Origin of the sequence: Streptococcus entericus DSM 14446 (assembly GCF_000380025.1) — a bacterium.
GTDB classification, from domain to species: Bacteria; Bacillota; Bacilli; order Lactobacillales; family Streptococcaceae; genus Streptococcus; species Streptococcus entericus.
On sequence record NZ_KB904168.1, the window covers coordinates 1 to 25500 of the forward strand.

Annotated in this window: 23 protein-coding genes, 2 tRNA genes, 1 pseudogene and 1 riboswitch; of the genes and pseudogenes, 23 read left to right on the plus strand and 3 right to left on the minus strand. The window is 47.1% G+C overall.

The annotated features are described in order from the left end of the window. The first annotated feature begins 1 nt into the window (after nt 1). The 5 genes from A3GW_RS0106120 (at nt 2) to gatB (ending at nt 3600) form a co-directional block, all read left to right on the plus strand. A tRNA-Ile gene (locus A3GW_RS0106120) sits at nt 2-75 on the plus strand. Between the two features lie 23 nt (nt 76-98). Continuing rightward, nucleotides 99-170 (plus strand) — tRNA-Glu (locus A3GW_RS0106125). A 222-nt stretch (nt 171-392) separates the two neighbouring features. Beyond that, the gene (gatC, locus tag A3GW_RS0106130; RefSeq protein WP_018368420.1) at nt 393-695 is read left to right on the plus strand and encodes an Asp-tRNA(Asn)/Glu-tRNA(Gln) amidotransferase subunit GatC; all 303 of its coding nucleotides are present in this window, start codon (nt 393-395) and stop codon (nt 693-695) included. After that, the gene (gene gatA, locus A3GW_RS0106135) at nt 695-2161 is read left to right on the plus strand and encodes an Asp-tRNA(Asn)/Glu-tRNA(Gln) amidotransferase subunit GatA (RefSeq protein WP_018368421.1); all 1467 of its coding nucleotides are present in this window, start codon (nt 695-697) and stop codon (nt 2159-2161) included. The genes gatC and gatA overlap by 1 nt, the downstream gene beginning before the upstream one ends. After that, entirely contained in the window at nt 2161-3600 is a 1440-nt protein-coding gene (gatB, locus tag A3GW_RS0106140; RefSeq protein ID WP_018368422.1) for an Asp-tRNA(Asn)/Glu-tRNA(Gln) amidotransferase subunit GatB, read from the plus strand. Before gatA ends, gatB begins: the two co-directional genes overlap by 1 nt. Before the next feature lie 82 nt (nt 3601-3682). On the opposite strand, the gene A3GW_RS0106145 is transcribed toward gatB, so the two are convergent. Beyond that, a complete protein-coding gene (locus tag A3GW_RS0106145) occupies nt 3683-4447 on the minus strand; it encodes an aminoglycoside phosphotransferase APH(3') (RefSeq protein ID WP_018368423.1) in 765 nt (254 codons plus the stop codon). 72 nt (nt 4448-4519) lie between these two features. On the opposite strand from A3GW_RS0106145, the gene rlmD reads away from it, so the two are divergent. From rlmD to A3GW_RS0106220, 14 genes are all read left to right on the plus strand, one after another. Further along, nucleotides 4520-5872 carry a 23S rRNA (uracil(1939)-C(5))-methyltransferase RlmD gene (gene rlmD, locus A3GW_RS0106150; protein ID WP_018368424.1) on the plus strand — a complete coding sequence of 451 codons (1353 nt, stop codon included), beginning with the start codon at nt 4520-4522 and terminating at the stop codon, nt 5870-5872. A 557-nt stretch (nt 5873-6429) separates the two neighbouring features. Further along, the gene (gene ccdA2, locus A3GW_RS0106160; RefSeq protein WP_018368426.1) at nt 6430-7149 is read left to right on the plus strand and encodes a thiol-disulfide oxidoreductase-associated membrane protein CcdA2; all 720 of its coding nucleotides are present in this window, start codon (nt 6430-6432) and stop codon (nt 7147-7149) included. Between the two features lie 28 nt (nt 7150-7177). Beyond that, nucleotides 7178-7567 (plus strand): hypothetical protein, encoded by a 390-nt coding sequence (locus tag A3GW_RS0106165; protein WP_018368427.1) that lies wholly within the window; start codon nt 7178-7180, stop codon nt 7565-7567. Nucleotides 7568-7578: 11 nt separating this feature from the next. Beyond that, nucleotides 7579-8142 (plus strand): redoxin family protein, encoded by a 564-nt coding sequence (locus tag A3GW_RS0106170; protein WP_018368428.1) that lies wholly within the window; start codon nt 7579-7581, stop codon nt 8140-8142. A gap of 21 nt (nt 8143-8163) precedes the next feature. Beyond that, nucleotides 8164-9282 carry a peptide-methionine (R)-S-oxide reductase MsrB gene (msrB, locus tag A3GW_RS0106175; protein ID WP_018368429.1) on the plus strand — a complete coding sequence of 373 codons (1119 nt, stop codon included), beginning with the start codon at nt 8164-8166 and terminating at the stop codon, nt 9280-9282. Between the two features lie 47 nt (nt 9283-9329). Beyond that, on the plus strand, nt 9330-10064 hold the full coding sequence (locus A3GW_RS0106180; RefSeq protein ID WP_026216626.1) for a response regulator transcription factor: 735 nt from the start codon (nt 9330-9332) through the stop codon (nt 10062-10064). Further along, complete coding sequence (locus A3GW_RS0106185) at nt 10061-11776, plus strand: cache domain-containing sensor histidine kinase (RefSeq protein ID WP_018368431.1); 1716 nt, start codon at nt 10061-10063, stop codon at nt 11774-11776. The genes A3GW_RS0106180 and A3GW_RS0106185 overlap by 4 nt, the downstream gene beginning before the upstream one ends. A gap of 710 nt (nt 11777-12486) precedes the next feature. After that, a riboswitch (TPP riboswitch) is annotated at nt 12487-12589 on the plus strand. 29 nt (nt 12590-12618) lie between these two features. Further along, nucleotides 12619-12918, plus strand: coding sequence for a thiamine-binding protein (locus tag A3GW_RS0106190; protein ID WP_040798615.1), 300 nt, complete (start codon nt 12619-12621; stop codon nt 12916-12918). Further along, entirely contained in the window at nt 12890-13663 is a 774-nt protein-coding gene (locus A3GW_RS0106195; RefSeq protein ID WP_018368433.1) for an ABC transporter permease, read from the plus strand. Before A3GW_RS0106190 ends, A3GW_RS0106195 begins: the two co-directional genes overlap by 29 nt. Then, nucleotides 13660-14652, plus strand: a complete 993-nt coding sequence (locus A3GW_RS0106200) for an ABC transporter substrate-binding protein (RefSeq protein WP_018368434.1) — start codon at nt 13660-13662, stop codon at nt 14650-14652. The genes A3GW_RS0106195 and A3GW_RS0106200 overlap by 4 nt, the downstream gene beginning before the upstream one ends. Next, the gene (locus A3GW_RS0106205; RefSeq protein WP_018368435.1) at nt 14652-15374 is read left to right on the plus strand and encodes an ABC transporter ATP-binding protein; all 723 of its coding nucleotides are present in this window, start codon (nt 14652-14654) and stop codon (nt 15372-15374) included. Before A3GW_RS0106200 ends, A3GW_RS0106205 begins: the two co-directional genes overlap by 1 nt. 3 nt (nt 15375-15377) lie before the next feature. Next, nucleotides 15378-16130 (plus strand): TatD family hydrolase, encoded by a 753-nt coding sequence (locus tag A3GW_RS10905; RefSeq protein ID WP_018368436.1) that lies wholly within the window; start codon nt 15378-15380, stop codon nt 16128-16130. 133 nt (nt 16131-16263) lie between these two features. Next, nucleotides 16264-20658 (plus strand): PolC-type DNA polymerase III, encoded by a 4395-nt coding sequence (locus tag A3GW_RS0106215; RefSeq protein WP_018368437.1) that lies wholly within the window; start codon nt 16264-16266, stop codon nt 20656-20658. Between the two features lie 14 nt (nt 20659-20672). Beyond that, nucleotides 20673-21344 (plus strand): LemA family protein, encoded by a 672-nt coding sequence (locus tag A3GW_RS0106220; protein WP_018368438.1) that lies wholly within the window; start codon nt 20673-20675, stop codon nt 21342-21344. Between the two features lie 54 nt (nt 21345-21398). Here the strand turns inward: A3GW_RS0106220 and A3GW_RS0106225 are convergent, their stop codons facing one another. After that, complete coding sequence (locus A3GW_RS0106225; RefSeq protein ID WP_018368439.1) at nt 21399-21941, minus strand: hypothetical protein; 543 nt, start codon at nt 21939-21941, stop codon at nt 21399-21401. A gap of 125 nt (nt 21942-22066) precedes the next feature. Here A3GW_RS0106225 and A3GW_RS0106230 point away from each other — a divergent pair, with 125 nt between their 5' ends. Beyond that, nucleotides 22067-22285 carry a helix-turn-helix domain-containing protein gene (locus A3GW_RS0106230; protein WP_018368440.1) on the plus strand — a complete coding sequence of 73 codons (219 nt, stop codon included), beginning with the start codon at nt 22067-22069 and terminating at the stop codon, nt 22283-22285. A gap of 12 nt (nt 22286-22297) precedes the next feature. Here the strand turns inward: A3GW_RS0106230 and A3GW_RS0106235 are convergent, their stop codons facing one another. After that, on the minus strand, nt 22298-22672 hold the full coding sequence (locus A3GW_RS0106235; protein WP_018368441.1) for a winged helix-turn-helix transcriptional regulator: 375 nt from the start codon (nt 22670-22672) through the stop codon (nt 22298-22300). Nucleotides 22673-22790: 118 nt separating this feature from the next. Between A3GW_RS0106235 and A3GW_RS0106240 the strand changes: the two genes are divergently transcribed. The 3 genes and pseudogenes from A3GW_RS0106240 to A3GW_RS11485 form a co-directional block, all read left to right on the plus strand. Further along, nucleotides 22791-23771, plus strand: coding sequence for an NAD(P)H-dependent flavin oxidoreductase (locus A3GW_RS0106240; protein ID WP_018368442.1), 981 nt, complete (start codon nt 22791-22793; stop codon nt 23769-23771). 1 nt (nt 23772) lies between these two features. Beyond that, nucleotides 23773-25095, plus strand: coding sequence for an NtaA/DmoA family FMN-dependent monooxygenase (locus A3GW_RS0106245; protein ID WP_018368443.1), 1323 nt, complete (start codon nt 23773-23775; stop codon nt 25093-25095). Between the two features lie 263 nt (nt 25096-25358). Continuing rightward, nucleotides 25359-25457 (plus strand): annotated as a pseudogene (locus A3GW_RS11485) (transposase); the annotation flags it as partial. Nucleotides 25458-25500 lie beyond the last annotated feature (43 nt).

Sequence of the window (25500 nt, forward strand, 5' to 3'; positions counted from 1 at the left end):
TGGGCGCGTAGCTCAGGTGGTTAGAGCGCACGCCTGATAAGCGTGAGGTCGGTGGTTCGAGTCCACTCGTGCCCATTCACTCAGTGAGTGAGAGATATGCTCCGTTGGTCAAGGGGTTAAGACACCGCCTTTTCACGGCGGTAACACGGGTTCGAATCCCGTACGGAGTGTTTTTATAAATAATAAGATTTTAAGAGGACTGATGTGTTCTCTTTTTTTCATATTACTAGCTGTTTAATTTTTCACTATTTGAATATGTGTATGAATCAAAACTTTGTCTAGTTGACTGATAGCTTTTTCATCATTGAGTGCATTTGTTCCTAATTTCCATTCTGTTGTGTTCATCGAAAATATGCTATAATTATAGAGAAACTTTGAAATGGAGGAAAGGAATGAAGATTTCAGAGACTGATGTCCGTCATGTGGCAAAGTTATCTAAACTAGCTTTTACTGATGAAGAAACAAAAAACTTTGCAATGACTCTGTCTAAAATTGTTGATATGGTAGAGTTACTAAAAGAAGTTGATACCACTGGTGTGCCAGCGACCACCACTATGGCCGAGACTAGAAATGTCATGCGTGACGATGTGGCAGAGAAGGGCTGGAATCGTGAAGAGCTCTTCAAAAATGTACCTAGCCACGAGAACAATTTGATCAAGGTTCCAGCTATGCTGGACGGTGGAGGTGATGCTTAATGACCTTTAATCACAAGACAATAGATGACTTGCATGACCTCTTGGTCAAGAAAGAAATTTCTGCCCTTGAGTTAACCCAAGCAACTTTTGAGGATATCAAGAGCCGAGAAGAGGCAACAGGTGCCTTTCTCAGTCTCAATGAGGAAAAGGCGCTAGCGGCTGCTCGTCGTCTGGACGAGCAAGGCATTGATGCCACTAACGTCATGGCTGCCATCCCTGTAGCGGTCAAGGATAATATTTCTACTAAGGGTATCCTCACGACAGCGGCCTCCAAAATGCTGGAAAATTATGAGCCGATTTTTGATGCAACAGCAGTTGAGAACCTCTATGCTAAGGACATGATTGTCATCGGCAAGACCAATATGGATGAGTTTGCGATGGGAGGGTCTAATGAAAACTCAGCCTTCAAGCCTGCCAAAAATGCTTGGGACCAGACCAAGGTAGCTGGAGGGTCATCTGGTGGTTCAGCGACAGCGGTGGCTTCTGGTCAAGTGCGTTTATCGCTGGGTTCTGATACGGGAGGCTCTATTCGCCAGCCAGCGGCTTTTAATGGAGTGGTCGGTATGAAGCCTTCCTACGGTCGTGTTTCTCGTTATGGTCTGATTGCCTTTGGGTCTTCGCTGGATCAGATTGGTCCATTTGCACCAACGGTCAAGGAAAATGCTCAGTTGCTCAACGTGATTGCTAGTCATGACAAGCGTGATGCCACATCAACAGCTAAGGGACTCAGCGATTTTACAGCCACTATCGGACGAGACATTAAGGGGATGAAAATTGCTCTACCTAAGGAGTATCTGGGAGAAGGCATTTCACCAGCCATTAAAGAAAATATTCTAACCGCAGCCAAGCACTTTGAAAGTCTGGGGGCTATCGTGGAAGACGTCAGCCTACCTCATAGCAAGTATGGTGTAGCGGTCTACTACATCATCGCCTCCTCTGAGGCTTCCAGTAACCTTCAACGGTTTGATGGCATCCGCTACGGTTATCGTACGCCTGAGGTGACCAACCTTGAGGAGCTTTATGTTAAATCGCGGAGCGAAGGTTTCGGCGAGGAAGTGAAGCGTCGGATTATGCTGGGCACCTTTAGCCTGTCATCAGGTTACTATGATGCCTACTTCAAAAAGGCTGGACAGGTGCGAACCTTGATTATCCGTGATTTTGAGCAGGTCTTCGCAGACTATGACTTGATTTTGGGACCGACGGCTCCTGATGTGGCTTATGGTTTGGGTACACAAAATCACGACCCTTTGGCCATGTACCTGGCTGACTTGTTAACTATTCCAGTTAACCTGGCAGGTCTGCCAGCCATTTCCATCCCGTCAGGTTTTGTGGACGGTTTGCCTGTCGGTCTACAACTGATTGGGCCTAAATACAGCGAAGCCCTGATTTACCAAGCAGCTGCAGCCTTTGAAGCCACAACTGACCACCACACCAAGCAGCCGGTGATTTTTGGAGGTGACGCCTAATGAATTTTGAAACCATTATTGGATTGGAAGTCCACGTCGAATTGAACACCAATTCCAAGATTTTCTCGTCCTCGTCTGCGCATTTTGGGCAAGAGCCAAATGCCAACACCAACGTGATTGACTGGTCCTTCCCTGGAGTGCTTCCTGTCATGAACAAGGGCGTCATTGATGCAGGGATTAAGGCAGCTCTCGCGCTCAACATGCAGATTCATCAGGTCATGCACTTTGACCGCAAGAATTATTTCTACCCTGATAACCCCAAGGCCTACCAAATTTCTCAGTTTGATGAGCCAATTGGCTATAACGGCTGGATTGAGATTGAACTGGAGGACGGATCAACCAAGAAAATCCGTGTCGAACGTGCTCATCTGGAAGAAGATGCTGGGAAAAATACCCACGGGACAGACGGCTATTCCTATGTTGACCTCAACCGTCAGGGTGTGCCTCTGATTGAGATTGTGTCTGAGGCGGATATGCGCAGCCCGGAGGAGGCCTATGCTTACCTGACTGCCCTCAAGGAGATTATCCAGTACACCGGCATTTCTGATGTCAAGATGGAGGAGGGCTCCATGCGGGTAGACGCCAACATTTCCCTGCGCCCTTATGGTCAGGAAAAATTTGGCACCAAGACCGAGCTCAAAAACCTCAACTCCTTCAACTTTGTTCGCAAGGGCTTGCAGTTTGAAATTGAACGTCAGGCCAAAATCCTCCGTTCAGGCGGTGAGATTCGTCAGGAAACCCGCCGTTATGATGAGGCCAGTGGCGAAACCATCCTCATGCGGGTCAAAGAAGGCTCCGCCGACTACCGCTACTTCCCCGAGCCTGACCTGCCGATTTACGAGATTGATGACGCTTGGATTGAGGCTATGCGCAAGGAGCTTCCTGAGTTTCCAAACGCTCGCAGGGCTCGCTACATAGCAGAGCTGGGACTGACCGCCTACGATGCTGGTCAGTTGACAGCGACCAAGGTAACCTCTGATTTCTTTGAACAAGCTGTCGCTATTGGTGGTAATGCTAAACTGGTCTCCAACTGGCTTCAGAGCGATGTTGCTCAATACCTCAACAATGAGCAAACCACTCTGGATAAGATTGCCTTGACCCCAGACAATTTGGTTGAGATGTTGACCTTGATCGACGATGGCACCATTTCCTCAAAAATCGCCAAAAAAGTCTTTGTCCATCTGGCTAAAAACGGGGGCTCAGCTAAAACCTACGTTGAGCAAGCAGGTTTGGTGCAGATTTCTGACCCAGCCGTCTTGATTCCGATTATTCACGAGGTCTTTGTCCAGCAGGAAAAAGCCGTTGCAGACTTCAAGTCAGGCAAGCGCAACGCCGACAAGGCCTTTACAGGCTTCCTCATGAAAGCTACTAAAGGTCAAGCCAACCCACAAGTGGCTCAAGAACTCTTGGCTCAGGAATTGCAGAAGTTGTTGGATTAAACAAGCCCCATAGAACTGGTATAAATCTGCTAAGTTAAACGAAAAACTAGAACTGTTTGTATCATAAGTTCTAGTTTTTTATTTATCCAAAAGCTTCAATAGCAGCAATCAATGTCAATTTGTCGTCGTTAACCAAGTCCCGACCGTAATGGTCCAAAAAAGTATCGCTATATTGGTCTGTTCCCAGGTTATAGTTGAGTGACCAGATGGCCCAGTAGAGGTCGATGTGGCGGTCGGATAGACCAGCCAACCCCAAGTCAATCAGGGCGGTTACGTTGAGCTGGTCATCAAAGAGGACATTTGGCAGGCAGTAATCCCCATGAATCAAAGTGTCAGCCTGTAAGAGGTCTTGTTGCTCTGCTATGAGGGCGTAAGCCTCTTCACGGCAACTAATGCCAAATCGAGGCAGGAGGGCCTTAGCCCAGAAACTACCAGCCTTGGCATTAGCCTTGGCGGTGTTCAGGTAGTCCGCTAGGCGATTGTCGTCCCCTATGGGAGGCTTTGGTCGGTCATGAAGGGCGCGCAGGGTTTTGGCTAGAGCATAGCAGAGCTGCTCAGGACGGTCAAGGTAGGCGTAGGCAGGTTGCCCGTCGCCAGCTCTGGTCAGCAGGTAATCACGATCGTCAGTGATATAAAGTACGACTTCAACCCCCAGTCCCTGCTGGAAGAACCAATCCGCCCACTGGGCTTCACGAGCCAGTGCGGTTGGGGCGTCCACCTTCAAAAAATAGCCTGTACTCAATGCCCAGACAGTGGCAGTTGAGTGAGAACTACAATCCTTGATGCTTGCTCCTGCCAAGTAGGGGGCGAGGACTTTGGGGAAATCATGTGGATTTAAGTTGGTCATGGCGGTCTCCTTTTCTGTCATTATACCACGTTTTCCGTGGTATTTACTAGGACAAAGTGGTACAATAAACCTATGCTATTACGAGAAAAACAACGTTTTCCCTTGAAAATCAAGCGGATGGGGATTAACGGTGAAGGAATTGGGTTTTACAAGAAAACCTTGGTCTTTGTCAAGGGTGCCCTGAAAGGTGAGGAGGTTTATTGTCAGGTCACGCAGGTGCAGAAAAATTTTGTCGAAGCCAAGATTCTGAGTGTGAACAAGTCGTCCAAGTTTCGGGTGCAGCCAGCCTGTCCGATTTACGAGGCTTGCGGTGGTTGTCAAATCATGCACCTTCGCTATGACAAGCAGCTGGAGTTTAAGACGGATTTGCTCCGTCAGGCACTGAAAAAATTCCAGCCCAGAGGCTATGAGGCTTACGACATTCGCCCGACCATCGGCATGGACAAGCCCGTTCACTACCGTGCCAAGTTGCAGTTTCAGACCCGTTCTTTTGGCGGTTCGGTCAAGGCGGGGCTTTATGCTGAGGGCAGTCACCGCTTGATTGACATCAAGGACTGTCTAGTGCAGGATAAACTGACGCAGGACATCATCAACAGCACGGTTCGGCTACTGGACAAGCACAAGGTGCCCATCTACAATGAGCGAAAAGTCGCAGGGGTGCGGACGGTCATGGTGCGTCGGGCAGTAGCGACCGATCAGGTTCAGCTGATTTTTGTCACCAGTAAAGCGGTCAGACTGACAGGGGTGATCACGGACTTGACCACCGCTTACCCAGAAATCAAGACCGTAGCGATCAACCTCAACACCAGCAAATCCAGCGAGATTTATGGCGAGCAGACAGAGATTGTCTGGGGGCAGGAGACCATTCAGGAAGAGGTGTTGGCCTACGGCTTTGCCCTGTCTCCTCGAGCCTTTTACCAGCTCAATCCCCAGCAAACCAATGTCCTCTATGGTGAAGCGGTGAAGGCCTTGGATGTGACGGCGGACGATGACCTGATCGATGCCTACTGTGGGGTTGGGACGATTGGCTTTGCCTTTGCGGATAAGGTGAGAAGCGTCCGTGGCATGGACATTATCCCAGAAGCCATCGCAGATGCTAGGCAAAATGCAGCAGCCATGGGCTTTGATAATACCTACTACGAAGCAGGCAAGGCTGAGGACATCATTCCGAAATGGTATGCGTCAGGCTACCGTGCCACAGCCCTTGTCGTCGACCCACCGAGGACTGGCTTGGATGACAGGCTTCTTGATACTGTGCTCCGCTATGCCCCTGAAAAAATGGTCTACGTCTCCTGTAATGTCTCGACCTTGGCGCGGGACTTGGTCAAGCTGAGCGAGGTCTACGAGGTCAAGTATATCCAGTCCGTTGATATGTTTCCGCATACCGCACGAACCGAGGCGGTGGTGAAGTTGGTACGTAAATAGCTCCCTCGCTTTTACATTTCTAGGCTCGGGCTGAAATGGTCTCTTCCCAGACCATTTCACTCCCCCATACTGCACGGACCGAGGCGGTGGTGAAACTGGTTCGCAGGTAATCCACTCGTTATTCTTGTTTCTTGAGCCCGGGCTTCAACAGTTATTAGGATTGTTGCACTTCTGCATACCACTAGGACCGAGGCGGTGGTGAAACTACAACTAAGGGCTTTTTAAAAATCTATGATTTTAAGCTCTTTTTCAGGTATTTTGCAGTTGTAGATGATGGTCTTTGAAGACTTTAAAGTCCCCCAAAAGGAGCTTGATGAGGATATTTTTACCTTGCCTGTCTGTGGAAGACAAGATAATCAAGTGATTAGGTAAATGAGAGCACATAAGTGTTCTCATTTTTTAACTGAGAGAACATTTTATTTCAGCATTTTATACATGTCCGATAGAGAAAATAGCATACCAAATTCGAGTTTTTGAAGGGGATTGTCTATATTTTTTTTCGAGAGACTGGTTTATACTGAATATGTCAAGCGAAATAAGTTAGAAAGGAGTTACGAATGGGAACCTCACTTGTCTTCATGTTTTCAGTTTTTGTAGCTGGGATCTTATCTTTCTTTTCTCCCTGCATCTTTCCGCTTTTGCCCGTCTATCTGGGGATTTTGCTGGATGAGAGCAAGGAGCGAACAGTTTCCTTCTTTGGTTTTTCTATTAACTGGTACAGCTTGCTCAAGACCTTAGCCTTTATGGCTGGTTTGTCTTCTGTTTTTCTGTTACTGGGTTTTGGTGCAGCCAGTCTGGGAAGTCTGTTCAACAGCCCAACTTTTAGAGTGGTCATGGGGCTGATCATTATTGTTCTTGGGCTCCACCAGATGGAATGGATTAACATTGCTAGCCTGCAAAAACAGAAACAGCTTCGCTTTAATTTCCAAACTAAAAATGGTGTCTTGTCAGCATTTTTATTGGGCTTAACCTTTAGCTTTGGCTGGACCCCTTGTGTTGGCCCTGTGCTAGGCTCTGTTCTAGGATTGGCTGCTTCAGGCGGGGGCAGTTCGGTACAAGGGGGGCTTTTGCTTCTGGTTTATACACTGGGTTTGTCTTTGCCATTTCTACTCATCACTTTGTCAAGCTCTGCCCTTGTCAAACAGTTTAATAAACTAAAACCACACATGGTCACCATGAAAAAGGTCGGTGGGGCCTTGATTATCCTAATGGGAATTATCCTCGTTTTAGGAAAGGTCGATGCCATTACTGCATTTTTCGAAACAATTTTTAACTAACTATTTTACATAAAGGAGTACACATATCATGAAAAAATTACAAACAGTCGCTATCTTACTTGCTTGCGGTACTTTCTTAGCAGCTTGCTCACCCCAGCCTAAATCTGATAATAAAAAGACAGACGAGTCCTCTATGATGGAGAAAAAGGACAAGATGTCCGACGACAAAATGAAAAACGATAACATGAAAGACGACAAGATGTCCGACGACAAAATGAAAAACGACAGCATGTCAGATGATAATATGAAAGACGACAAGATGTCCGACGACAAAATGAAAAACGACAGCATGTCAGATGATAATATGAAAGACGACAAGATGTCCGATGACAACATGAAAGATGATAAGATGTCAGACGATAACATGTCTGATGACAAGATGGAAGACGACAAGATGTCAGATGGAGAAAAGAATTAAGGGGGACGTTTATGAAAAAACTCCAACTACTGACAATCGCTTTAGCTTGTACAGGCTTGTTAGCAGCCTGCTCTACGCAAACAAAAACAGATGATCAAAAGGCAGAAACAGCTAAAATGGCAGACAAACAAGATAATCAACAGATGAATGATGGCAAAGAAGCATCCGATTTTAGTTTGATGGGTGTGGATGGAAAAACCTATACCTTGTCTGATTTTAAGGGGAAAAAAGTCTATCTCAAGTTTTGGGCATCATGGTGTCCTATCTGCTTAGCTGGATTAGAAGAAGTCGATGGCTTAGCCAAGGATGCACCGGCAGACACGGTCATTCTCTCAGTTGTTTCTCCTAATAAAAAAGGCGAACAATCAGAAGAAGAGTTTAAGAAATGGTACAAAGAACTTGGGCACAAGAACTTGCCAGTCCTCTTAGATCCAAGTGGAAAACTGATTGAAGAATACGGTGTTCGTGTCTATCCGACCTCTGCGTTCATTGGGAGTGATGGTGTTGTTGCAAAGGTGATGCCTGGTCATATGGAGAAAGCAGATATTGTTCAAACGCTTGAAACGATTAAATAATAAAGAAATGGAGGTCAGTGTATGCAACCTCAACTGAAATCATTTTTAGTAGGAGTGACTATTTTAGGGCTCATTGTCTTATCGGCTTTTATCTTTCTGAAGATGGGGTCAAAGACCGATAGTGAGAAGATGAGTACAGCTCCAACTGTCAAGCAAACAAGTACAGAACGTCAATTAAAGGATAAGTCTAAGGTGGCCCCTGAAAATCTAAAGGAAATTTATCTGGCAGGAGGGTGCTTTTGGGGAGTGGAAGCCTACTTTGAACGGGTAGATGGAGTGGTAGATGTCACGGTTGGCTATGCCAACGGTAAGAGTGGTACCACCAACTACAAGTTAATTGGTCAGACAGGGCATGCAGAGACTGTTCACATTCAGTACGACAAGAGTGAAATCACTTTGCGTGACTTGCTCCTGCATTACTTCCGTATCATTGATCCAACAAGCAAAAACAAGCAAGGCAATGATGTCGGAAGTCAATATCGAACAGGTATCTACTATACAGATAAAGAGGATGAGCCGATCATCAAACAAGCCTTAAACGAACTAAGTCAGAAATTTGACAAGCCTATCGTGGTTGAGAATGTACCACTTGATCACTATGTCTTAGCAGAAGACTATCATCAAGATTACCTCAAGAAAAATCCAAATGGCTACTGTCATATCAATGTCAATGATGCGGTTTACCCTGTCATCGATGAAAGTAAATATAAAAAGCCAAGTGATGAAGAAATTAAGAAAAAATTAACCAAGGAAGAGTACGACGTCACCCAAAACAATGCTACAGAGAGAGCCTTCTCCAATCGTTATTGGGATCAGTTTGAAGATGGTATCTATGTGGATGTTGTGACAGGAGAACCCCTCTTTTCTTCCAAGGATAAGTTTGAATCAGGCTGTGGTTGGCCAAGTTTCTCTCGACCTATTAGCCCGGACGTCGCTCGTTATAAAGAAGATACAAGCTACAATATGATACGGACGGAAGTACGGAGTCGCGTTGGGGATTCCCACCTAGGGCATGTCTTTACAGATGGACCAGAAGATAAGGGAGGTCTTCGCTACTGTATCAATAGCTTATCGATTAGATTTATCCCGAAAGCAGAGATGGAAGCTAAAGGATATGGTTACCTCCTAGCCTATGTCTAGTCTTTCTGTTATAATAAGGACAAAGCGAACAAAAGAAGGTGAAGACCATTTATTCTATACTGATAGTAGAAGACGAATACCTTGTTCGACAAGGTATTTGTTCTTTGATTGATTTTAAAAAATTTCAAATTGACCGTGTTGCTGAGGCAGAAGATGGCCGCAAGGCTTGGGAACTCTTCCAAGACCAACCATTTGATATCGTCTTGACAGACATCAATATGCCCAAAATGAACGGAATTCAATTAGCACAATTGATTAAAGAAGAGCGCCCAGCATGTCATCTTGTTTTTTTGACAGGCTATGATGAGTTTGACTATGCTCTTTCTGCACTCAAGCTGGGCGCAGATGATTATCTACTCAAGCCCTTTAGTAAGGCAGATGTGGAAGGCATTTTATCAAAAATCCAAGATAAGTTAGATCAAGATGTAAAAAAAGAAAAGTTGGAAAAGTACATCAGACATGAAGACTATTCGGACTTGCAGAAAAAGATTCGCGACCATTTAGGTGACAGCGATTTTTCGCTCAAGCATCTGGCAGATGAACTAGGCTTTAGCCCCAATTATCTTAGCGTTCTCATCAAGAAGGACGTGGGGATGAGTTTTCAGGATTATCTCAACCAAGAACGAATGCGGCAAGCGAAATTCTTATTGTTGACAACCGATTTAAAAATTTATGAAATTGCTGAAAAAGTTGGCTTTTGGGATATCAATTATTTCTCTCAACGCTTCAAGCAGACAGTTGGTGTGACACCGAGACAATTTCGGAAAGGGGAAGGTGAATGAGAAAACATTCCTTGGCAGTGCAATTATTTCTCTATAGTTTTTTAGTGATGATGGCTCTCCTTGGGGTGGTCGGAACCTTCTATTATCAGACGAGTTCTACTGAAATTGGGCATCTAATCGAGCAGAAAACGCGCGATAGTTTGCAGCAGAGTGGCTCATTCATTACTTCCTATCTGAACAAGCTAAAGCAGACAACCAATAGTTTGGCAGAGAATCGGTTACTGAAAGAGTATATTGCTCATCCTGATGAAGATCACAAAGAGGATTTGCTCTTTTTGATGAATAGCTTGCTTATGGGAGATGTTGATTTGGTCTCTGCCGTCTTAGTGACCAAAGAAGGTCAGGTGGTTTCGACAGATAGCCAGCTCACCATGAAAACCTCTAGTGATATGATGGCGGAATCTTGGTATCAAGCAGCCATTGACCAGAAAGCCATGCCTGTTTTGACCCCTGCTCATAAGGAATCTCTGACCCAAAAGGGAGAACAATGGGTTATTTCGATTACACGAGAGATTGAGGACAGCGAGGGCAACAATAAGGGAGTACTACGACTGGATATTGACTATAGTAGGTTAGAAAACTATCTGGATCAACTAACATTAGGCGATACAGGTTTCGCTTTTATTGTCAATTCTCAGAAAGAGTTTGTCTATCATCCAAAAAAAGAAGTCTATTCCTCTAAGGAAGAGATGGATGCGATGCAGCCATACTTGGCAGTGGAAAATGGCTATACCTCTTCTAAAAAAGAATTCGTCTATCAGATTGAAATTCCAGACAGCCAGTGGACCTTGGTTGGGGTATCGTCTCTTGATGAACTTCACATGGTTCGTCATCAAATCCTATACGCCTTTTTGGGAGCGGGCTTGGTTGCCCTCTTGATTTCTGGCTTGGGTTCAGCTTTGGTCATTCGTATCTGGTTAAAACCGATTCGTGACTTGCAGGAGGTTATTTTGGCAGTCGGGCAGGGGCAGTCACACCTGCGTGCCAAGGAAGTGGGAACGGCTGAACTGTTAGATTTGTCGCGCTATTTCAATAAAATGCTGGATCAAATTGACGCTCTCATGGCTTCTGTCAAGCAACAAGAGCAGGATATTCGGGAGTATGAGCTGGTGGCATTAGCCAGTCAAATCAACCCTCATTTCCTCTACAATACGCTAGATACAATTGTTTGGATGACAGAATTCAATGACCGCAAGCGCGTGGTGGACATTACCAAGGCATTGGCAAAATATTTTCGCATAGCTCTCAATAATGGCAATGAGCAAATTTGTCTTAAGGATGAGATGGAACATGTTCGTCAGTATCTCTTTATTCAAAAGCAGCGCTATGGCCATAAGCTCAACTATGAACTCCATGAATTGCCAGCCTATGCAGACTATCAAGTACCCAAGTTAATTTTACAGCCGATTGTCGAAAATGCCATTTACCACGGTATCAAGGAAGTCGAGCGTGATGGGCTAATTGAAGTTACTGTTAGGGAAACAGCAGAGCACCTACGCATTGATATTCGCGATAACGGTAAAGGGATGGATAGTCAAAATAAGGCAACTGGGACAACAAAAACCGTCCATCAAGGAGGAGTTGGTCTTAAAAATGTTGATCAGCGCCTAGCTCTGCAATTTGGCAAGGACTATCATATGGAAATTACCTCTGAAAAAGACCACTTTACACAGGTTAGCCTCTTTTTGCCCAAGCGAGTCAAAGAACTGTAATTTTTAAATGTTCAGCATGCTCTTTCTTTCCAATCATGTTCTAAAGGATAGAAAAAAGATCGAATTGAAATTTTAGAAGCTCTTCCTTTTACATCCTGATTTTTAAGCTCAGGCTGAGATAAAAATGTTACTATCGCCATTTAATCAAGGCACAGTGGTTGAGGGGTTCAGGACGGGAAAACCTGAGAAGGGCACAGCAACTCACCCCTATGCGGAGGTGGGAGTGAATCGTCTGGTAGACTGTTTCACCCTCAATGCTAACATTTAGGGAAGTGTGGCGAAAAAGTATTCTGACGAATTAATGATTGTCTCCCCATCTCATCCACCATTATAGCGGCTAACAGAGCTCTCTGCACCTTCTTAGAAAGTGTCTTCAAGTGACGTGAGTTGTCGCAGTTACTGAACATGGGCGTCAGGAAAATTAAGTTGTCCTTGCTTAGCTGGGGATTGGTAGCTGATGACTCAACGCCTGATTGACAAGGAACGCCAAAAATAGTCACATGACATCGGAAAAGAACTGGACATTGGACTTGCGATGACGTTGACGATACTGGTATCCATCTTGATGGTTGTAGATCTTATCCACAGGTTATCTGTTTACTTTCTGAAATTCAGGCTTGTGACAAAAGATATTTCTTTGAACACGAAGTATCAAAAAGATAATCACAAATTCACAAAAAAATGCTTGCTAAACGAATCTAGACATGCTATAATAAGTTTACGGGAGTCTGTGAACAGGCTGAGAGGCAACTGGTAGTTGCGACCGCACCTGATCTGGGTCATGCCAGCGTAGGGAAGAAATCACTTGGATTTTTTGCGTGTTCAAACTAACTTCCCGTATCATGGATATAGGAGGTTTTTTTGTGTTAAATGCCAGTATCGCCCTGCAAATCCTGCCCTTGGGGACGCAGGAACGCTTGGCGACCATTGATGGGGTGATTGCCTATCTCAAGAGCCGTCATCCAGATGTGGTTGTGACGCCCTTTGAGACGGTCATCGAGGGAGACTATGAGGAGTTGATGGCGACCCTCAAAGGAGCGATTGAACTAGCTGGTAAGGATTGTGACAACGTCTTTGCCAATGTGAAAATCAATTACGGAAGGATTTTAAGCATTGCAGAAAAAATCGACCAGTATACTTGACCGCTGGGTAAGTCTTTTGACCATCATCGGTCTTTTGGTGGTCTGGGAGCTGGCGGGTCAGTTTGGCTTGCTACCCAAGTTTATCCTGCCGACACCTCTTCAAATCCTGCAAGCCTTTGTGCGAAACAGTGACCAGCTGATGTTTCACACCAAGGTGACGCTCTTAGAAGCGATGGTGGGCTTGAGTTATGGGGTGGTCATCGCCTGCTTGCTGGCCCTTGTCATGGATGCCTTTCCCCTTTTTCACAAGGCAATCTATCCGCTTCTTGTCATTACGCAGACAGTGCCAACCATTGCGATTGCGCCGATTTTGGTGCTGTGGTTGGGCTATGGTATGGCGCCTAAGATTGTCCTGATTGTCCTGACCACGACCTTTCCTATCGTGGTGGCGATTTTGGATGGCTTTCGTCAAGCAGATGAGGATACCATCCAGCTGCTGAGGCTGATGAATGCCAGTAAATGGCAAATCCTCTGGCATGTGAAAATCCCGACTAGTCTTAGTTATTTTTATGCGGGCTTGCGGGTCAGCGTGTCCTATGCCTTTATCTCAGCGGTCGTGTCCGAGTGGCTGGGAGGCTTTGAGGGGCTTGGGGTCTATATGATTCGGACTAAAAAGCTCTTTCAGTACGACACCATGTTTGCGATTATTCTCTTGACCTCTCTGGTCAGTCTCGGCTCCATGCAGCTGGTCAAGTGGAGTGAAAAATACCTTATGAAATGGAAATACATTGGAGAAAAGAAATGAAAAAACTGCTTACTGCCCTCGTGGCCTTTATCGGAACCCTCTGTTTAGTGGCTTGCTCGTCTGGGCAAGAAACAGCTCAGTCGAACCTCAAGAAAGTCGATTTTATCCTCGACTGGACACCCAACACCAACCACACAGGTCTCTATGTGGCTAAGGAGCTCGGCTATTTCGACGAAGTCGGCATCAACCTAGACATCAAGCTGCCGCCAGAAGACAGCTCGTCTGACCTCATCATCAACAACAAGGCGCCTTTTGGCATTTACTTCCAAGACAGCATGGCTAACAAGCTGTCTAAGGGGGCGCCGATAACGGCTGTTGCGGCCATCATCGAGCACAATACCTCAGGTGTTATTTCGACGGAAAAAGCAGGTGTAACCCAGCCAAAAGACATGGCTGGCAAGAAATACGGCACTTGGAATGACCCGATTGAGCTGGCCATGATTGAGACCCTCTTGACGAAACAGGGGGCGGATGTCAAGTCTGTGGAGCTAGTGCCAAATACCGACAGCAACTCCATCACGGCTATGGAAAACGGGCTCTTTGATATGGCGTGGATTTTCTACGCTTGGGACGGTGTGATGGCGGAATCGCAGGGCATGAAGACCAACTTCTTCTACCTGAAAGACTATGTCGCAGAGCTGGACTACTATACGCCTGTCATCATCGCCAACAATGATTATCTGGAGAAACATCCAGAGGAAGCCAAAAAAGTCCTTTCTGCCATCAAAAAGGGCTACCAATACGCCATGGACAACCCAGAAGAAGCTGCTAAAATCCTCATCAAGCATGTCCCAGAATTGCAAGGGCAAGAAGACTTTATCATCGCTTCTCAAGCGTATCTGGCCACCCAGTATGCGACGAACAAGGACAAGTGGGGCTACATCTCGCCTGACCGCTGGAGTGCCTTCTACAGCTGGGTCAATGACAACAAGCTGACCGAAACCCCGCTCAAGGCGGACCAAGGCTTCAGCAACGACTACCTCGACTGATGAGTATGCTAAACGTAACAGGCGTCTCCCACGCCTATGGTAAACAAGCAGTGCTGGCAGACATTGACTTGACGGTCGAACGAGGAGAGATTGTTGCCCTCATCGGCACTAGCGGTGTTGGCAAGACCACCCTTTTTAACCTGATTGCAGGGATTGAAGCTCTACAAGAGGGGGAGATAACAATTGATGGGAGCAGGGATTTTGTCGGCAAGGTCAGCTACATGCTTCAAAAAGACCTGCTCCTAGAGCACAAGACGGTTCTGAAAAATGTCGCCCTGCCTCTCATTATCAAAGGCGTCAAAAAAGCAGAAGCCTACGATGAAGCCAGACAACTCTTGGAGCGGTTTGGGCTACTGGACTACCAAGACCGCTACCCGCAGGAATTGAGCGGCGGCATGCGGCAGCGGGTAGCGTTGCTTCGCACCTACCTCTTCAAGCACAAGCTCTTCTTGTTGGACGAGGCATTTTCTGCCCTTGATGCCCTGACCAAGCGGGAGCTTCATGGCTGGTATCTGGACACCCAGCGTGAGCTGGGGTTGTCGACCCTCCTCATCACCCACGACATTGATGAAGCTCTGACGCTCAGCGACCGCATCTATGTCCTACGTCATCGTCCTGGTCGGGTCATGGCAGAGCTGATCATCGAGCGAGACGACGGACAGCTACCAACTGATAGACACTTGGCTTACAAAGAGCAACTCTTTCAGGCCTTGGGACTTTGACAAATGAACCAATTCTATGATTGCCACACGCATGTCGCGTCTTTGGAGGATTTGAAATTTTATCAGACATACGGCATCATTCCCTGCCTTAATGTATCTAGTCTGGCAGAATATGAGACGATCACACAGTGGCAGGCTGATTTGGCAAATCAGTCTGGTCATCTGCTACCAGTTGCCCTCAGTGTTGGCTGTCATCCTTGGCGAGCTGACCGATTTGAGCAAGATTTTGAGAACCAGTACGAAGAACTGATTAAACAAGCAACGCTAGTGGGTGAGATTGGGCTAGATAGGGTCTGGACTGATTTACCATTGTCTGTGCAGGAGCGCCGCTTCCTGCAGTCTCTTGATTTGGCGGCTAAGCATCAGAAACCCCTCCTCCTTCATACCAAGGGTTGTGAAGGTGACATCCTCAGTTTCTTACAAGGGATTGAGGTGCCTATCATTGTGCATTGGTACAGTTGTAGGGCCTATGTGGCAGATTATCTGGCCTTGGGGGCTTATTTTACCATCGGCCCTGCGGTCTTAACAGACCCTGTCGTTCAGGCGTTGGTGCGTGAAGTACCACTGGAGAGGCTGTTGTTAGAGAGCGATGGCAGAGCGGCACTTGACTGGTTAGTTGCTAAACAGCTGTCTTATCAGGAAATGAGAGATTTGCTTGTTGCTACCGTTGAGACCATAGCCAGCCTAAAACAGCTCTCTGTCGTTCAGGTACAAAGGCAGCTCGCCCAAAACGCCTATCAGCTCTTGATGACTTAATCTATGACCACCTTGTCAAAGCAATCTTTGGCAAGGTTTTTTATCATGTGCTACCATTTGGCGACGACAAGAGGATAAATTATGGTAAAATAGGAATACTAAACACGATAAGAACCGCAGAGAGGAGAATGCGATGTCAGATTTATTTCGACAGTTGATGAGCCAGATAACCTTGCCTGATGAGGTGATGGCGACATCGGTTTTTCAGACTGGGCAGATTGCCAGCGTTCAGGTGCATAGCCAGAGCCGTCGCTGGGATTTTAGTCTTGGGTTTGACCAGTTGCTGCCTGTTGTGCACTACCGCACCCTGCGTCAACTGCTGGAGACCACCTTTGCTCAAGCAGACATTGGGGTATCTTTAGAGATTTTGGTCAATGAGCCGAGCTTCTCAGCGGCTGTTTTGGAGGCTTATTATCGGGAGGCTTTTGCTTATTCTCCCTGTAATCATGCTAGCTTTCGCGCAGCCTTTGCTCAGTTAGCTGTCCGCTATGAGGACGACCAGCTGGTGATTGAGACTCCTGAGTTTTTATCGCTGGCGCATTTTCAGGACAAGCATCTGCCTAATCTCGTTCAGCAGCTGGAAGGCTTCGGTTTTCCAAAATTGACTGTTCGCCTTGAGCCCTGTGCCAAGACCACAGAAGCACTGGTCAGCTCCTTTGAGACCAGCCGTGAGGAGCTGATCAACCAAGCTGCTAGCTCTGCTATTGCCGCCCAAAAATCCCTAGAAGCTAGCATGCCTCCGCCTGAAGAGGTCAAGCCTGCCTTTGACTTTAAGGAGCGCACCAAGACCCGTCAAGCAGGCTTTGAAAAAGCAGAGATCACGCCCATGATTGAGGCGCTGGAGATGGAGGGCGAGCGCCCTGTCTTTGAAGGGGTGGTCTTTGATGTGGAGAAGAAAACCACACGGACCGGTCGCCACATCATCAATTTCAAGATGACCGACTACACCTCCAGTTTTGCCCTGCAAAAATGGGCCAAGGACGATGAGGAACTCAAAAAATACGATATGGTGGCAAAAGGAGCCTGGCTCCGTGTCCGTGGGCAAATTGAGAACAACCCCTACACCCGTAGCCTGACCATGAATGTGCAAGATGTCAAAACCATCGTCCATCATGAACGCAAAGATCTGATGCCAGAGGGGGAGAAGCGGGTCGAGTTCCACGCCCACACCAACATGTCCACCATGGATGCCCTACCGACGGTTGAAGACTTGATTGCGACTGCTGCCAAGTGGGGGCACAAGGCGATTGCCATCACCGACCACGGCAATGTGCAGAGTTTCCCCCATGGCTACCATGCTGGCCATAAGAACGGCATCAAGGTCATCTACGGTCTTGAAGCCAATATCGTTGAGGACAAGGTGCCCATCACCTATAATGACGCTGATGTTGACCTCCACGAGGCGACCTATGTCGTTTTTGACGTGGAGACGACAGGACTGTCTGCCGTTCACAATAAACTGATCCAAATCGCAGCTTCCAAGATGTACAAAGGCAACATTGTTGAACAGTTTGACGAGTTCATTGATCCTGGTCATCCCTTGTCTGCCTTTACCACTGAGCTGACGGGGATTACTGACAACCACGTTCGAGGGGCTAAGCCGATTGAGCAGGTCTTAGCTGAGTTTCAGGCCTTCTGTGAGGGGTCTGTCATCGTCGCCCACAATGCCACCTTTGACGTAGGCTTTATGGATGCCAACTACGAACGCTACGGTTTCCCACTCATCAGCCAGCCAGTGATTGACACGCTGGAATTTGCCCGTAACCTCTACCCAGACTACAAGCGTCACGGTTTAGCAGCCTTGACCAAACGGTTTGGGGTGTCTCTGGAACATCACCACATGGCCAACTACGATGCTGAGGCGACAGGACGGTTGCTCTTTATCTTCCTAGCGGAGGTCAGAGAAAAGCATGGCTTGACTAATCTCCTGGAGCTCAATACCAAGCTGGTGGCAGAGGATTCCTACAAGAAAGCCAAGGTCAAGCATGCCACGGTCTACGTGACCAACCAAGTCGGGCTGAAAAATATCTTTAAGCTCGTCAGTCTATCCAACGTCAAGTATTTTGATGGCGTAGCGCGGATTCCTCGGACGGTTTTGGACGAGCACCGCGAGGGGCTGATACTGGGCACGGCTTGCTCTGAAGGCGAGGTCTTTGACACCCTGCTCTCCCAAGGGAAGGAGGCTGCCCTCAAGGTTGCTGGCTATTACGACTTTATCGAGGTGATGCCCCCTGCGCTTTACGCCCCCTTGGTTGCCAAGGATAACATCAAGGATATGGCAGCGGTTGAGGAGCTGATCCGAGACCTGATTGACATCGGTCGTCAGTTGGACAAGCCAGTGCTTGCGACAGGCAACGTTCATTACCTCGAACCTGAACACGAGATTTACCGTGAAATCATCGTCCGCAGTCTGGGGCAGGGGGCTCAGATTAACTGGACGATAGGTCGTGGTGAGAATGCCCAGCCTGCTCCTCTGCCTAAGGCTCATTTCCGCACCACCAACGAGATGTTGGACGAGTTTGCCTTTTTGGGCAATGAGCTGGCGCGGGAGATTGTTATCACCGCTCCAAATGCCTTGTTAGATCGATTTGAAGAGGTCGAAGTGGTTAAAAAAGACCTCTATACCCCTTACATTGAAAAAGCTGAGGAAACCGTTGCTGAGTTGACTTATCAAAAGGCCTTTGAAATTTATGGCAATCCCCTGCCAGATATTATTGATTTACGGATTGAAAAGGAGCTAACCTCCATTCTAGGTAACGGTTTTGCCGTGATTTATCTGGCCTCCCAGATGTTGGTGAACCGCTCCAACGAGCGAGGCTATCTGGTCGGATCGCGGGGCTCGGTTGGATCAAGTTTTGTCGCTACCATGATTGGCATCACCGAGGTCAACCCTATGCCGCCCCACTATGTCTGCCCGAACTGTCAGAAGTCTGAATTTATCACCGACGGTTCTTACGGATCAGGCTATGACCTGCCTAACAAGGACTGCCCAGATTGTGGCACTCGGTATAAGAAGGATGGTCAGGATATTCCCTTTGAAACCTTCCTTGGGTTTGATGGCGACAAGGTGCCTGATATTGACTTGAACTTTTCAGGAGACGACCAGCCGTCTGCCCACAACGATGTGCGAGATATTTTTGGCGATGACTATGCCTTTCGTGCAGGAACAGTGGGTACGGTAGCGGATAAGACGGCCTACGGCTTTGTCCGTGGATATGAGCGCGACTATGGTAAATTTTACCCTGAAGCTGAGGTTGATCGTCTGTCCAAAGGGGCAGCAGGGGTCAAACGAACGACAGGTCAGCACCCTGGTGGTATCGTTGTTATTCCAGACTACATGGATGTCTATGACTTTACCCCTGTCCAGTACCCAGCTGATGATGTCACGGCTAGCTGGAAAACCACTCACTTCAACTTCCACGATATTGATGAGAACGTGCTCAAGCTCGATGTGCTGGGGCACGATGACCCGACCATGGTGCGTAAGCTCCAAGACCTGTCAGGGATTGACCCCAAGGATATTCCTGCTGACGACCCAGGGGTTATGGCTCTCTTTTCTGGGACGGAGGTTTTGGGGGTGACCCCAGAGCAGATTGGGACAGCGACAGGGATGCTTGGCATTCCAGAGTTTGGGACAAACTTTGTTCGAGGAATGGTGGATGAGACCCATCCAACCACCTTTGCTGAGTTGCTCCAGCTATCTGGTCTTTCCCATGGAACGGACGTTTGGCTGGGTAATGCCCAAGACCTGATTAAGGAGGGCATTGCTACCCTAAAAACCGTTATCGGTTGTCGGGACGACATCATGGTTTACCTCATGCACGCCGGACTTGAGCCCAAGATGGCCTTTAACATCATGGAGCGGGTACGTAAAGGAGCTTGGCTGAAAATTTCTGAGGAGGAGCGCAACGGTTATATCCAAGCCATGCGTGATAACAATGTGCCTGACTGGTACATCGAATCCTGTGGAAAAATCAAGTACATGTTCCCCAAAGCCCACGCAGCAGCCTATGTGCTCATGGCGCTCCGAGTGGCCTATTTCAAGGTGCATCATCCGCTTTACTACTACTGTGCTTATTTCTCCATCCGTGCCAAGGCTTTTGAACTCAAAACCATGTCAGGTGGCCTCGAAGCTGTCAAGGCGCGCATGGCGGATATTCAAGAAAAGAAGAAAAATAATGAGGCCAGCAATGTAGAAAATGACCTGTTCACCACCTTGGAACTGGTTAATGAGATGCTGGAGCGCGGCTTTACCTTTGGCAAACTCGATCTTTATAAGAGCGATGCCATCGAGTTCCAGATTGAAGGCGACACCTTAATTCCGCCCTTTGTCGCCCTTGAGGGTCTGGGAGAAAACGTTGCTAAACAGCTGGTTGCGGCGCGTGCCGAAGGGGAATTTCTCTCCAAAACGGAACTCCGTAAACGCGGTGGTTTATCATCAACACTGGTGGATAAGATGACTGAGATGGGGATTCTGGCAGGTTTGCCAGAGGATAACCAGCTTAGTCTGTTTGATGATTTATTTTAAGAAAAAGGATACGAATGAAAAAGAAAAATATACTTGTTGAATTACTAAAAGGCATTGGAGTGGTGATCTTATCAACACTTTTATGGGTTCTCATCTTTTCCTTTGCCTCACCTGTAGAGTCAGAGACAGTTGTCGAACCCTTTCCGGGATTCTTTGTTGGTGCAGGTCTTGTGACCAGCTTAATCTGGCATATGGTGTCACAATATAACCAAATTCGGCGCACCGAGCAAGCAGCAAAAGCTAGTAAAAGCCATATTCAGATCATCGAAGAACGTAACGAAGCTTTGTTAGATAAGGCCAACCGCTTTGTTGATAAGCATCAAGGTCTTGAAAAAGAAACCATTCTTGATTTGAATAAATCAGTTTCTAAAGTCCGTAGGTCTGAAGAAAAAACGGTGATGAAATCCAGTAAAGTGGAGACGTCTGAAGAGTTTGGACAATTTTTACGAGGCATGCCAGAACTTTTGGCCAACAAAAATGTGGAACGACTCTTGCAGGAAATTTTTGAGACAGAGAACAATCTTGCCCAGTGGAAACTCTCTTACAACTACCAAGTAGAAGAGTATAACACGGCTATTCATCAGTTTCCAATTAGTCTCATTACTAAGCTGGTTGGCTTGAAGGATATGGAATTTTACAAGGAAAAACCAGTAGCCGATTTTACAGATGAAATGCTAGGGATTTAAACTATCTCTAATAAACACGAGAAATCGCCCCGTCATCAGCGGAGCGATTTTTTATTATTCAAGTGTAAAGGCGACAACAACAGGTTTTGTTCCCCAACTCCAAGATGGTTTTATTTCAATTTCACCTTTGCCAGTTTCTGAGACACCAAAGGCTTGAGTGGCATTTTCATAAGTTCGACCAGCGGAAATTGTTTCAAGAGTAGTCGCAACAGGATAGGACTCCATTTTTTTACCATTGATGTAGAGTGTTAATTCTGATCCAACAAAGTAGTCATCCTCAGATAGATTGGTCACATCATAGGTTACGACAATGACTTTATCAGGTTGAGCATCTGAAAATTGATTGCGTTCGTCAGTATAAGCAACTGATTTAATGGTGACTTCTGCCTTATCTTCTAGATTAATTTTCTCTCCGAGGGCATACTCTTTTTTTGTTGAACTTGTTTTGACTGATGAGCTTTGGGACGTTTCGCTAGATGCCTTAACAACAGATGGCTGACTGCTGTCTTTAGTTGATGCCTCTTTAGTTGAGTTACAGGCTACCAAAGCGAAACTAGTGAGCGCTAGGGCTGAAAGTGTTAGTAATTGTCGTTTCATTGAAACATCTCCTTTTTGATATTGTGGATATATCCACAAGCAAAGCGCAACATATTGTGTTTATAAACACAATATGAAAATAACCACATGAACGATAAAATAATAATCAGAAAGGAGTCGGTCTGATGATTAGTTTTGCCCCACTTTGGGCGACCATGGAGCGCAAAAATATTTCTCAGTACCGACTGCTGAAAGCAGGTATTGATAACAAGACGCTGGATGGTTTGAAAAAGAATAAAAATATTACCTTATTAACACTAGAAAAACTGTGTGTGATTTTAGACTGTAGCCCAAATGATGTGGTGACTTTTGTTGATGATGGTAGTGGAGAAAATAAAAGGTAGCGTTCTCTTGCGCTACCTTTTAATATTTGTGGAGACATCCCCCTGATACCTCTCTCCAAATGCCACCATCTGCTCAAGCAGAGGCAGTAAGTCTCTGCCCTTGTCTGTCAGGTGATACTCAACACGCGGTGGGACCTCTGGATAAACTGTACGAGCGATGAGCTTGTCAGCCTCCATTTCCTTGAGTTGCTTGGTTAGAGAACCTTGGGAGAGATTGCCCAGATGCTTCTGGATACTGCTGAAACGCTGGGCACCCTTGTCCAAAAACTCGAGAATCATGGGTTTCCATCGTCCAGAGAGCAGGGTGTGGGTGTAGAGGAGGAAAAAGAGTGGAGTTGGATTTTCCAAATCTTCTGGGAAAAATCCTTGAGGACAAATTTTGACCATAAACGCCCTTTCTATCAAAAAGTACAAAAAAGTGTACCAGACCACTTTTAATTGCCGTCTTGGCAAGGGGTCAAGCAGCTGTTAGACTTATTGTATCACAAACAAAGGAGAAAAACAGATGACAAATCGGATTACAGACATTTTGGGGATTGAAAAACCTATCATCCAAGGCCCTCTGGCTTGGTTGACCAACGGTCAATACGCTGGCGCTGTCAGTGCCGCAGGTGGCTTGGGAGTTCTTGGCATCAGTGCTGGGCAGACCGTTGCAGCAACGACGGTGGAGGAAACCATCGAAAACATGCGGCGGGAAATCCGTATCGCCCGCGAGATAACGGACAAGCCACTGGGCATCAACGTCGCTCCTGGTCATGAGTTGACCGATATCTTCACAGGCCCTATGCTTGAGCTGATGGTGGAAGAAGGGGTTCAGGTTGCAGTCATGGTCGGTGAATTTTCCGCCTTTTGGACAGCGAAATTCAAGGAAAAAGGCATTAAAGTCGTCTTTCGTGCTGGTACGCCAACCGTTGAAAACACCGAGGAAGCCATCCAAGGTGGTGCTGACATCATCGTGGCAACTGGTTTCGATGAAGGGGGCACAGTACCTGAGAAGGTCATCGGTACTTTTTCTATAGTTCCTATGATTGTCGATGCGGCTAAAGGACGTGTGCCTGTCATGGCCGCTGGTGGGATTGCGGATGCTCGCACTGCTCGTGCGGCCTTTGCCCTCGGTGCGGAAGGGCTCTATGTTGGTACAGCCTTCATGATGGCTAAAGAAGCCATTTTAGCGGACAACATCAAGGAAATGGCGCTCAAAGCGACAGCTTCTGACCTGCTGCTCTACCGCACAGTACCTGCCTACTACCGCTCTTTACCGGGCGACATTCCTAACAAACTCTTGGAAATGAGTCAAGCAGGAGCAACAGAGCAAGAGATTTTCGAGGTTCAGCGTGGCTACAATGGGATGCGTGATGGCATGCTCTTTGGCGATTTCAGCAAGGGCTTCGCTTCCTTTGGTCTGGGGATTTCCCTGATTGACAAGATTGAGCCTGTGGCGGTGATTATGGACAAATTGATGAGTGGTATTGAGGATTTAGTATAAGATGGCAGATAAGAAACAAATGATGATTGGCCTCGCCATGTTTGGTGCGGCAGGTTTAAACTTTCGATCGTGGATGGACCCAGAGGTCAAACTCTCGGAGTATCCAGATCTTTCAGTCGATATTCAAGCGGCTCAGCTGGCTGAAAAAGGCAAGTTCCAGTTCATGTTCTTTGGTGATTTTCCGGGTACCAAGGCAGCGCATAACAGCGACATGCAGACCATGGGCTTGGATCCTTTACTGATTGCCAGTATCATAGGCAGCCAGACCTCACGTATCGGTCTGGGAATCACGCGGGCGACCTCGTGGTCCAATCCCTATGAGTTGGCTAGACAGTTCAAAACGCTGGATGCGCTGACGCACGGGCGAGTGGCTTGGAATGCGGTCACAGGGGCCAATGGTGTCAGTGCCAATGCCTACGGGGTCAATCTAGCCCCTAGCTTTGACCGCTATGGCAAGGCCTATGAATTTACCGAAGCTGTGCAACAGCTCTGGGCAACATGGGGAGAGGGCGCCCTTAAACTCAACCACCAGACCAAGGAATTTGCAGACTACGACCATGTCAAAGCTGTTAGCATCAAAGGCGACTATGTGCAGACAGCAGGTACTCTGCCAATCCCACCGTCCAAGCAAGGCCAGCCAGTCATTTTCCACTCGGGTGGGTCGGAAAATAGCATTGCCTACGCGGGTAAATATGCCAATGTTTTTGTCGGTGAAGTCTGGACCATCGAGCAAGGTCAAGCCATGCGTCAGGCGCTTCGTCAAGCTGCTGTGGACAATGGGCGACACCCTGATGACATCAAATTTATCGCAGGGCTCATGCCCTTGCTAGCGGATGACAAGAAAGCTGCGCTAGAGCGCCACGCCAGCTTTATCGACGGTGAGACTTTATTACAACGCATCGCCCATATCGGCTACGTGCTAGGCGTCCAGTTTACGCCTGCCGATATTGAGCGCCCGATTGCGCCAGAGATCTTAGATGCCGTACAGGTTACTCCTTACAGCGACCCACGTCTAGAAAATGTCCTCAAGGTGGCGCGTGAAGGCTGGACCTTGCGGGAAATTGTCTATCATTCGGTGATTGATTACCACCCTACAGCGGTCGGGAATGCTGAGGACATTGCTGACCACATGACGGTTTGGTTTGAAGCAGGCGCAGCTGACGGGTTCTGGGTCATGCCAGATGTCTATGCCGACGATTTGCCTCGCTTTGTCGATGAAGTCGTCCCAATCCTCCAAGAACGTGGCATTTTCCATGAAGATTATGACGGTGAAACCCTGCGGGAGCACCTCGGCGTACCTTACCAGTATGGGGTGAGGGATTAGTTTTTCGGACAAGCAGATGTTATCAATTGAGCATAGAAATGATGTGCTCGCTATAACATGTTTTGAAAGATTCTTGTAGAGAGGTTGGGTAAAGCTCCCAGCCTCTCGATTTTATTATGTGACTTTAAGTCCGTCACGCTCCGAAGGTGCGTGACCAATAAACCACCCGCTATGCGGGTGCGCATCGAAGGTTATACCAAAAAAACTCCAAACGCGATACAATAAAGGTGTTCAAGCCTATTGTAGAGCGAAAGGAGAAAACTATGGCTCAAAAAGCACATNGTTTATCACACACAAAGTGGAATTGTAAATATCACATTGTGTTCACCCCTAAGTATAGACGAAAAGTCATCTATAATCAATAGCGAAGCAGTCTAGGCGAGATATTCCACCGTTTATGTAGCT

Excerpts from the sequence above, each read along its gene's own strand:
- ccdA2 (WP_018368426.1), top strand. The coding sequence starts at position 6,430 with ATGGGAACCTCACTTGTCTTCATGTTTTCAGTTTTTGTAGCTGGGATC.
- A3GW_RS0106190 (WP_040798615.1), top strand. The coding sequence starts at position 12,619 with ATGGATATAGGAGGTTTTTTTGTGTTAAATGCCAGTATCGCCCTGCAA.
- gatB (WP_018368422.1), top strand. The coding sequence starts at position 2,161 with ATGAATTTTGAAACCATTATTGGATTGGAAGTCCACGTCGAATTGAAC.
- A3GW_RS0106220 (WP_018368438.1), top strand. The coding sequence starts at position 20,673 with ATGAAAAAGAAAAATATACTTGTTGAATTACTAAAAGGCATTGGAGTG.
- A3GW_RS10905 (WP_018368436.1), top strand. The coding sequence starts at position 15,378 with ATGAACCAATTCTATGATTGCCACACGCATGTCGCGTCTTTGGAGGAT.
- A3GW_RS0106165 (WP_018368427.1), top strand. The coding sequence starts at position 7,178 with ATGAAAAAATTACAAACAGTCGCTATCTTACTTGCTTGCGGTACTTTC.
- gatC (WP_018368420.1), top strand. The coding sequence starts at position 393 with ATGAAGATTTCAGAGACTGATGTCCGTCATGTGGCAAAGTTATCTAAA.
- gatA (WP_018368421.1), top strand. The coding sequence starts at position 695 with ATGACCTTTAATCACAAGACAATAGATGACTTGCATGACCTCTTGGTC.
- A3GW_RS0106225 (WP_018368439.1), bottom strand. The coding sequence starts at position 21,941 with ATGAAACGACAATTACTAACACTTTCAGCCCTAGCGCTCACTAGTTTC.
- msrB (WP_018368429.1), top strand. The coding sequence starts at position 8,164 with ATGCAACCTCAACTGAAATCATTTTTAGTAGGAGTGACTATTTTAGGG.
- A3GW_RS0106205 (WP_018368435.1), top strand. The coding sequence starts at position 14,652 with ATGAGTATGCTAAACGTAACAGGCGTCTCCCACGCCTATGGTAAACAA.
- A3GW_RS0106145 (WP_018368423.1), bottom strand. The coding sequence starts at position 4,447 with ATGACCAACTTAAATCCACATGATTTCCCCAAAGTCCTCGCCCCCTAC.
- A3GW_RS0106235 (WP_018368441.1), bottom strand. The coding sequence starts at position 22,672 with ATGGTCAAAATTTGTCCTCAAGGATTTTTCCCAGAAGATTTGGAAAAT.
- A3GW_RS0106240 (WP_018368442.1), top strand. The coding sequence starts at position 22,791 with ATGACAAATCGGATTACAGACATTTTGGGGATTGAAAAACCTATCATC.
- rlmD (WP_018368424.1), top strand. The coding sequence starts at position 4,520 with ATGCTATTACGAGAAAAACAACGTTTTCCCTTGAAAATCAAGCGGATG.
- A3GW_RS0106170 (WP_018368428.1), top strand. The coding sequence starts at position 7,579 with ATGAAAAAACTCCAACTACTGACAATCGCTTTAGCTTGTACAGGCTTG.
- A3GW_RS0106185 (WP_018368431.1), top strand. The coding sequence starts at position 10,061 with ATGAGAAAACATTCCTTGGCAGTGCAATTATTTCTCTATAGTTTTTTA.
- A3GW_RS0106215 (WP_018368437.1), top strand. The coding sequence starts at position 16,264 with ATGTCAGATTTATTTCGACAGTTGATGAGCCAGATAACCTTGCCTGAT.
- A3GW_RS0106245 (WP_018368443.1), top strand. The coding sequence starts at position 23,773 with ATGGCAGATAAGAAACAAATGATGATTGGCCTCGCCATGTTTGGTGCG.
- A3GW_RS0106230 (WP_018368440.1), top strand. The coding sequence starts at position 22,067 with ATGATTAGTTTTGCCCCACTTTGGGCGACCATGGAGCGCAAAAATATT.
- A3GW_RS0106200 (WP_018368434.1), top strand. The coding sequence starts at position 13,660 with ATGAAAAAACTGCTTACTGCCCTCGTGGCCTTTATCGGAACCCTCTGT.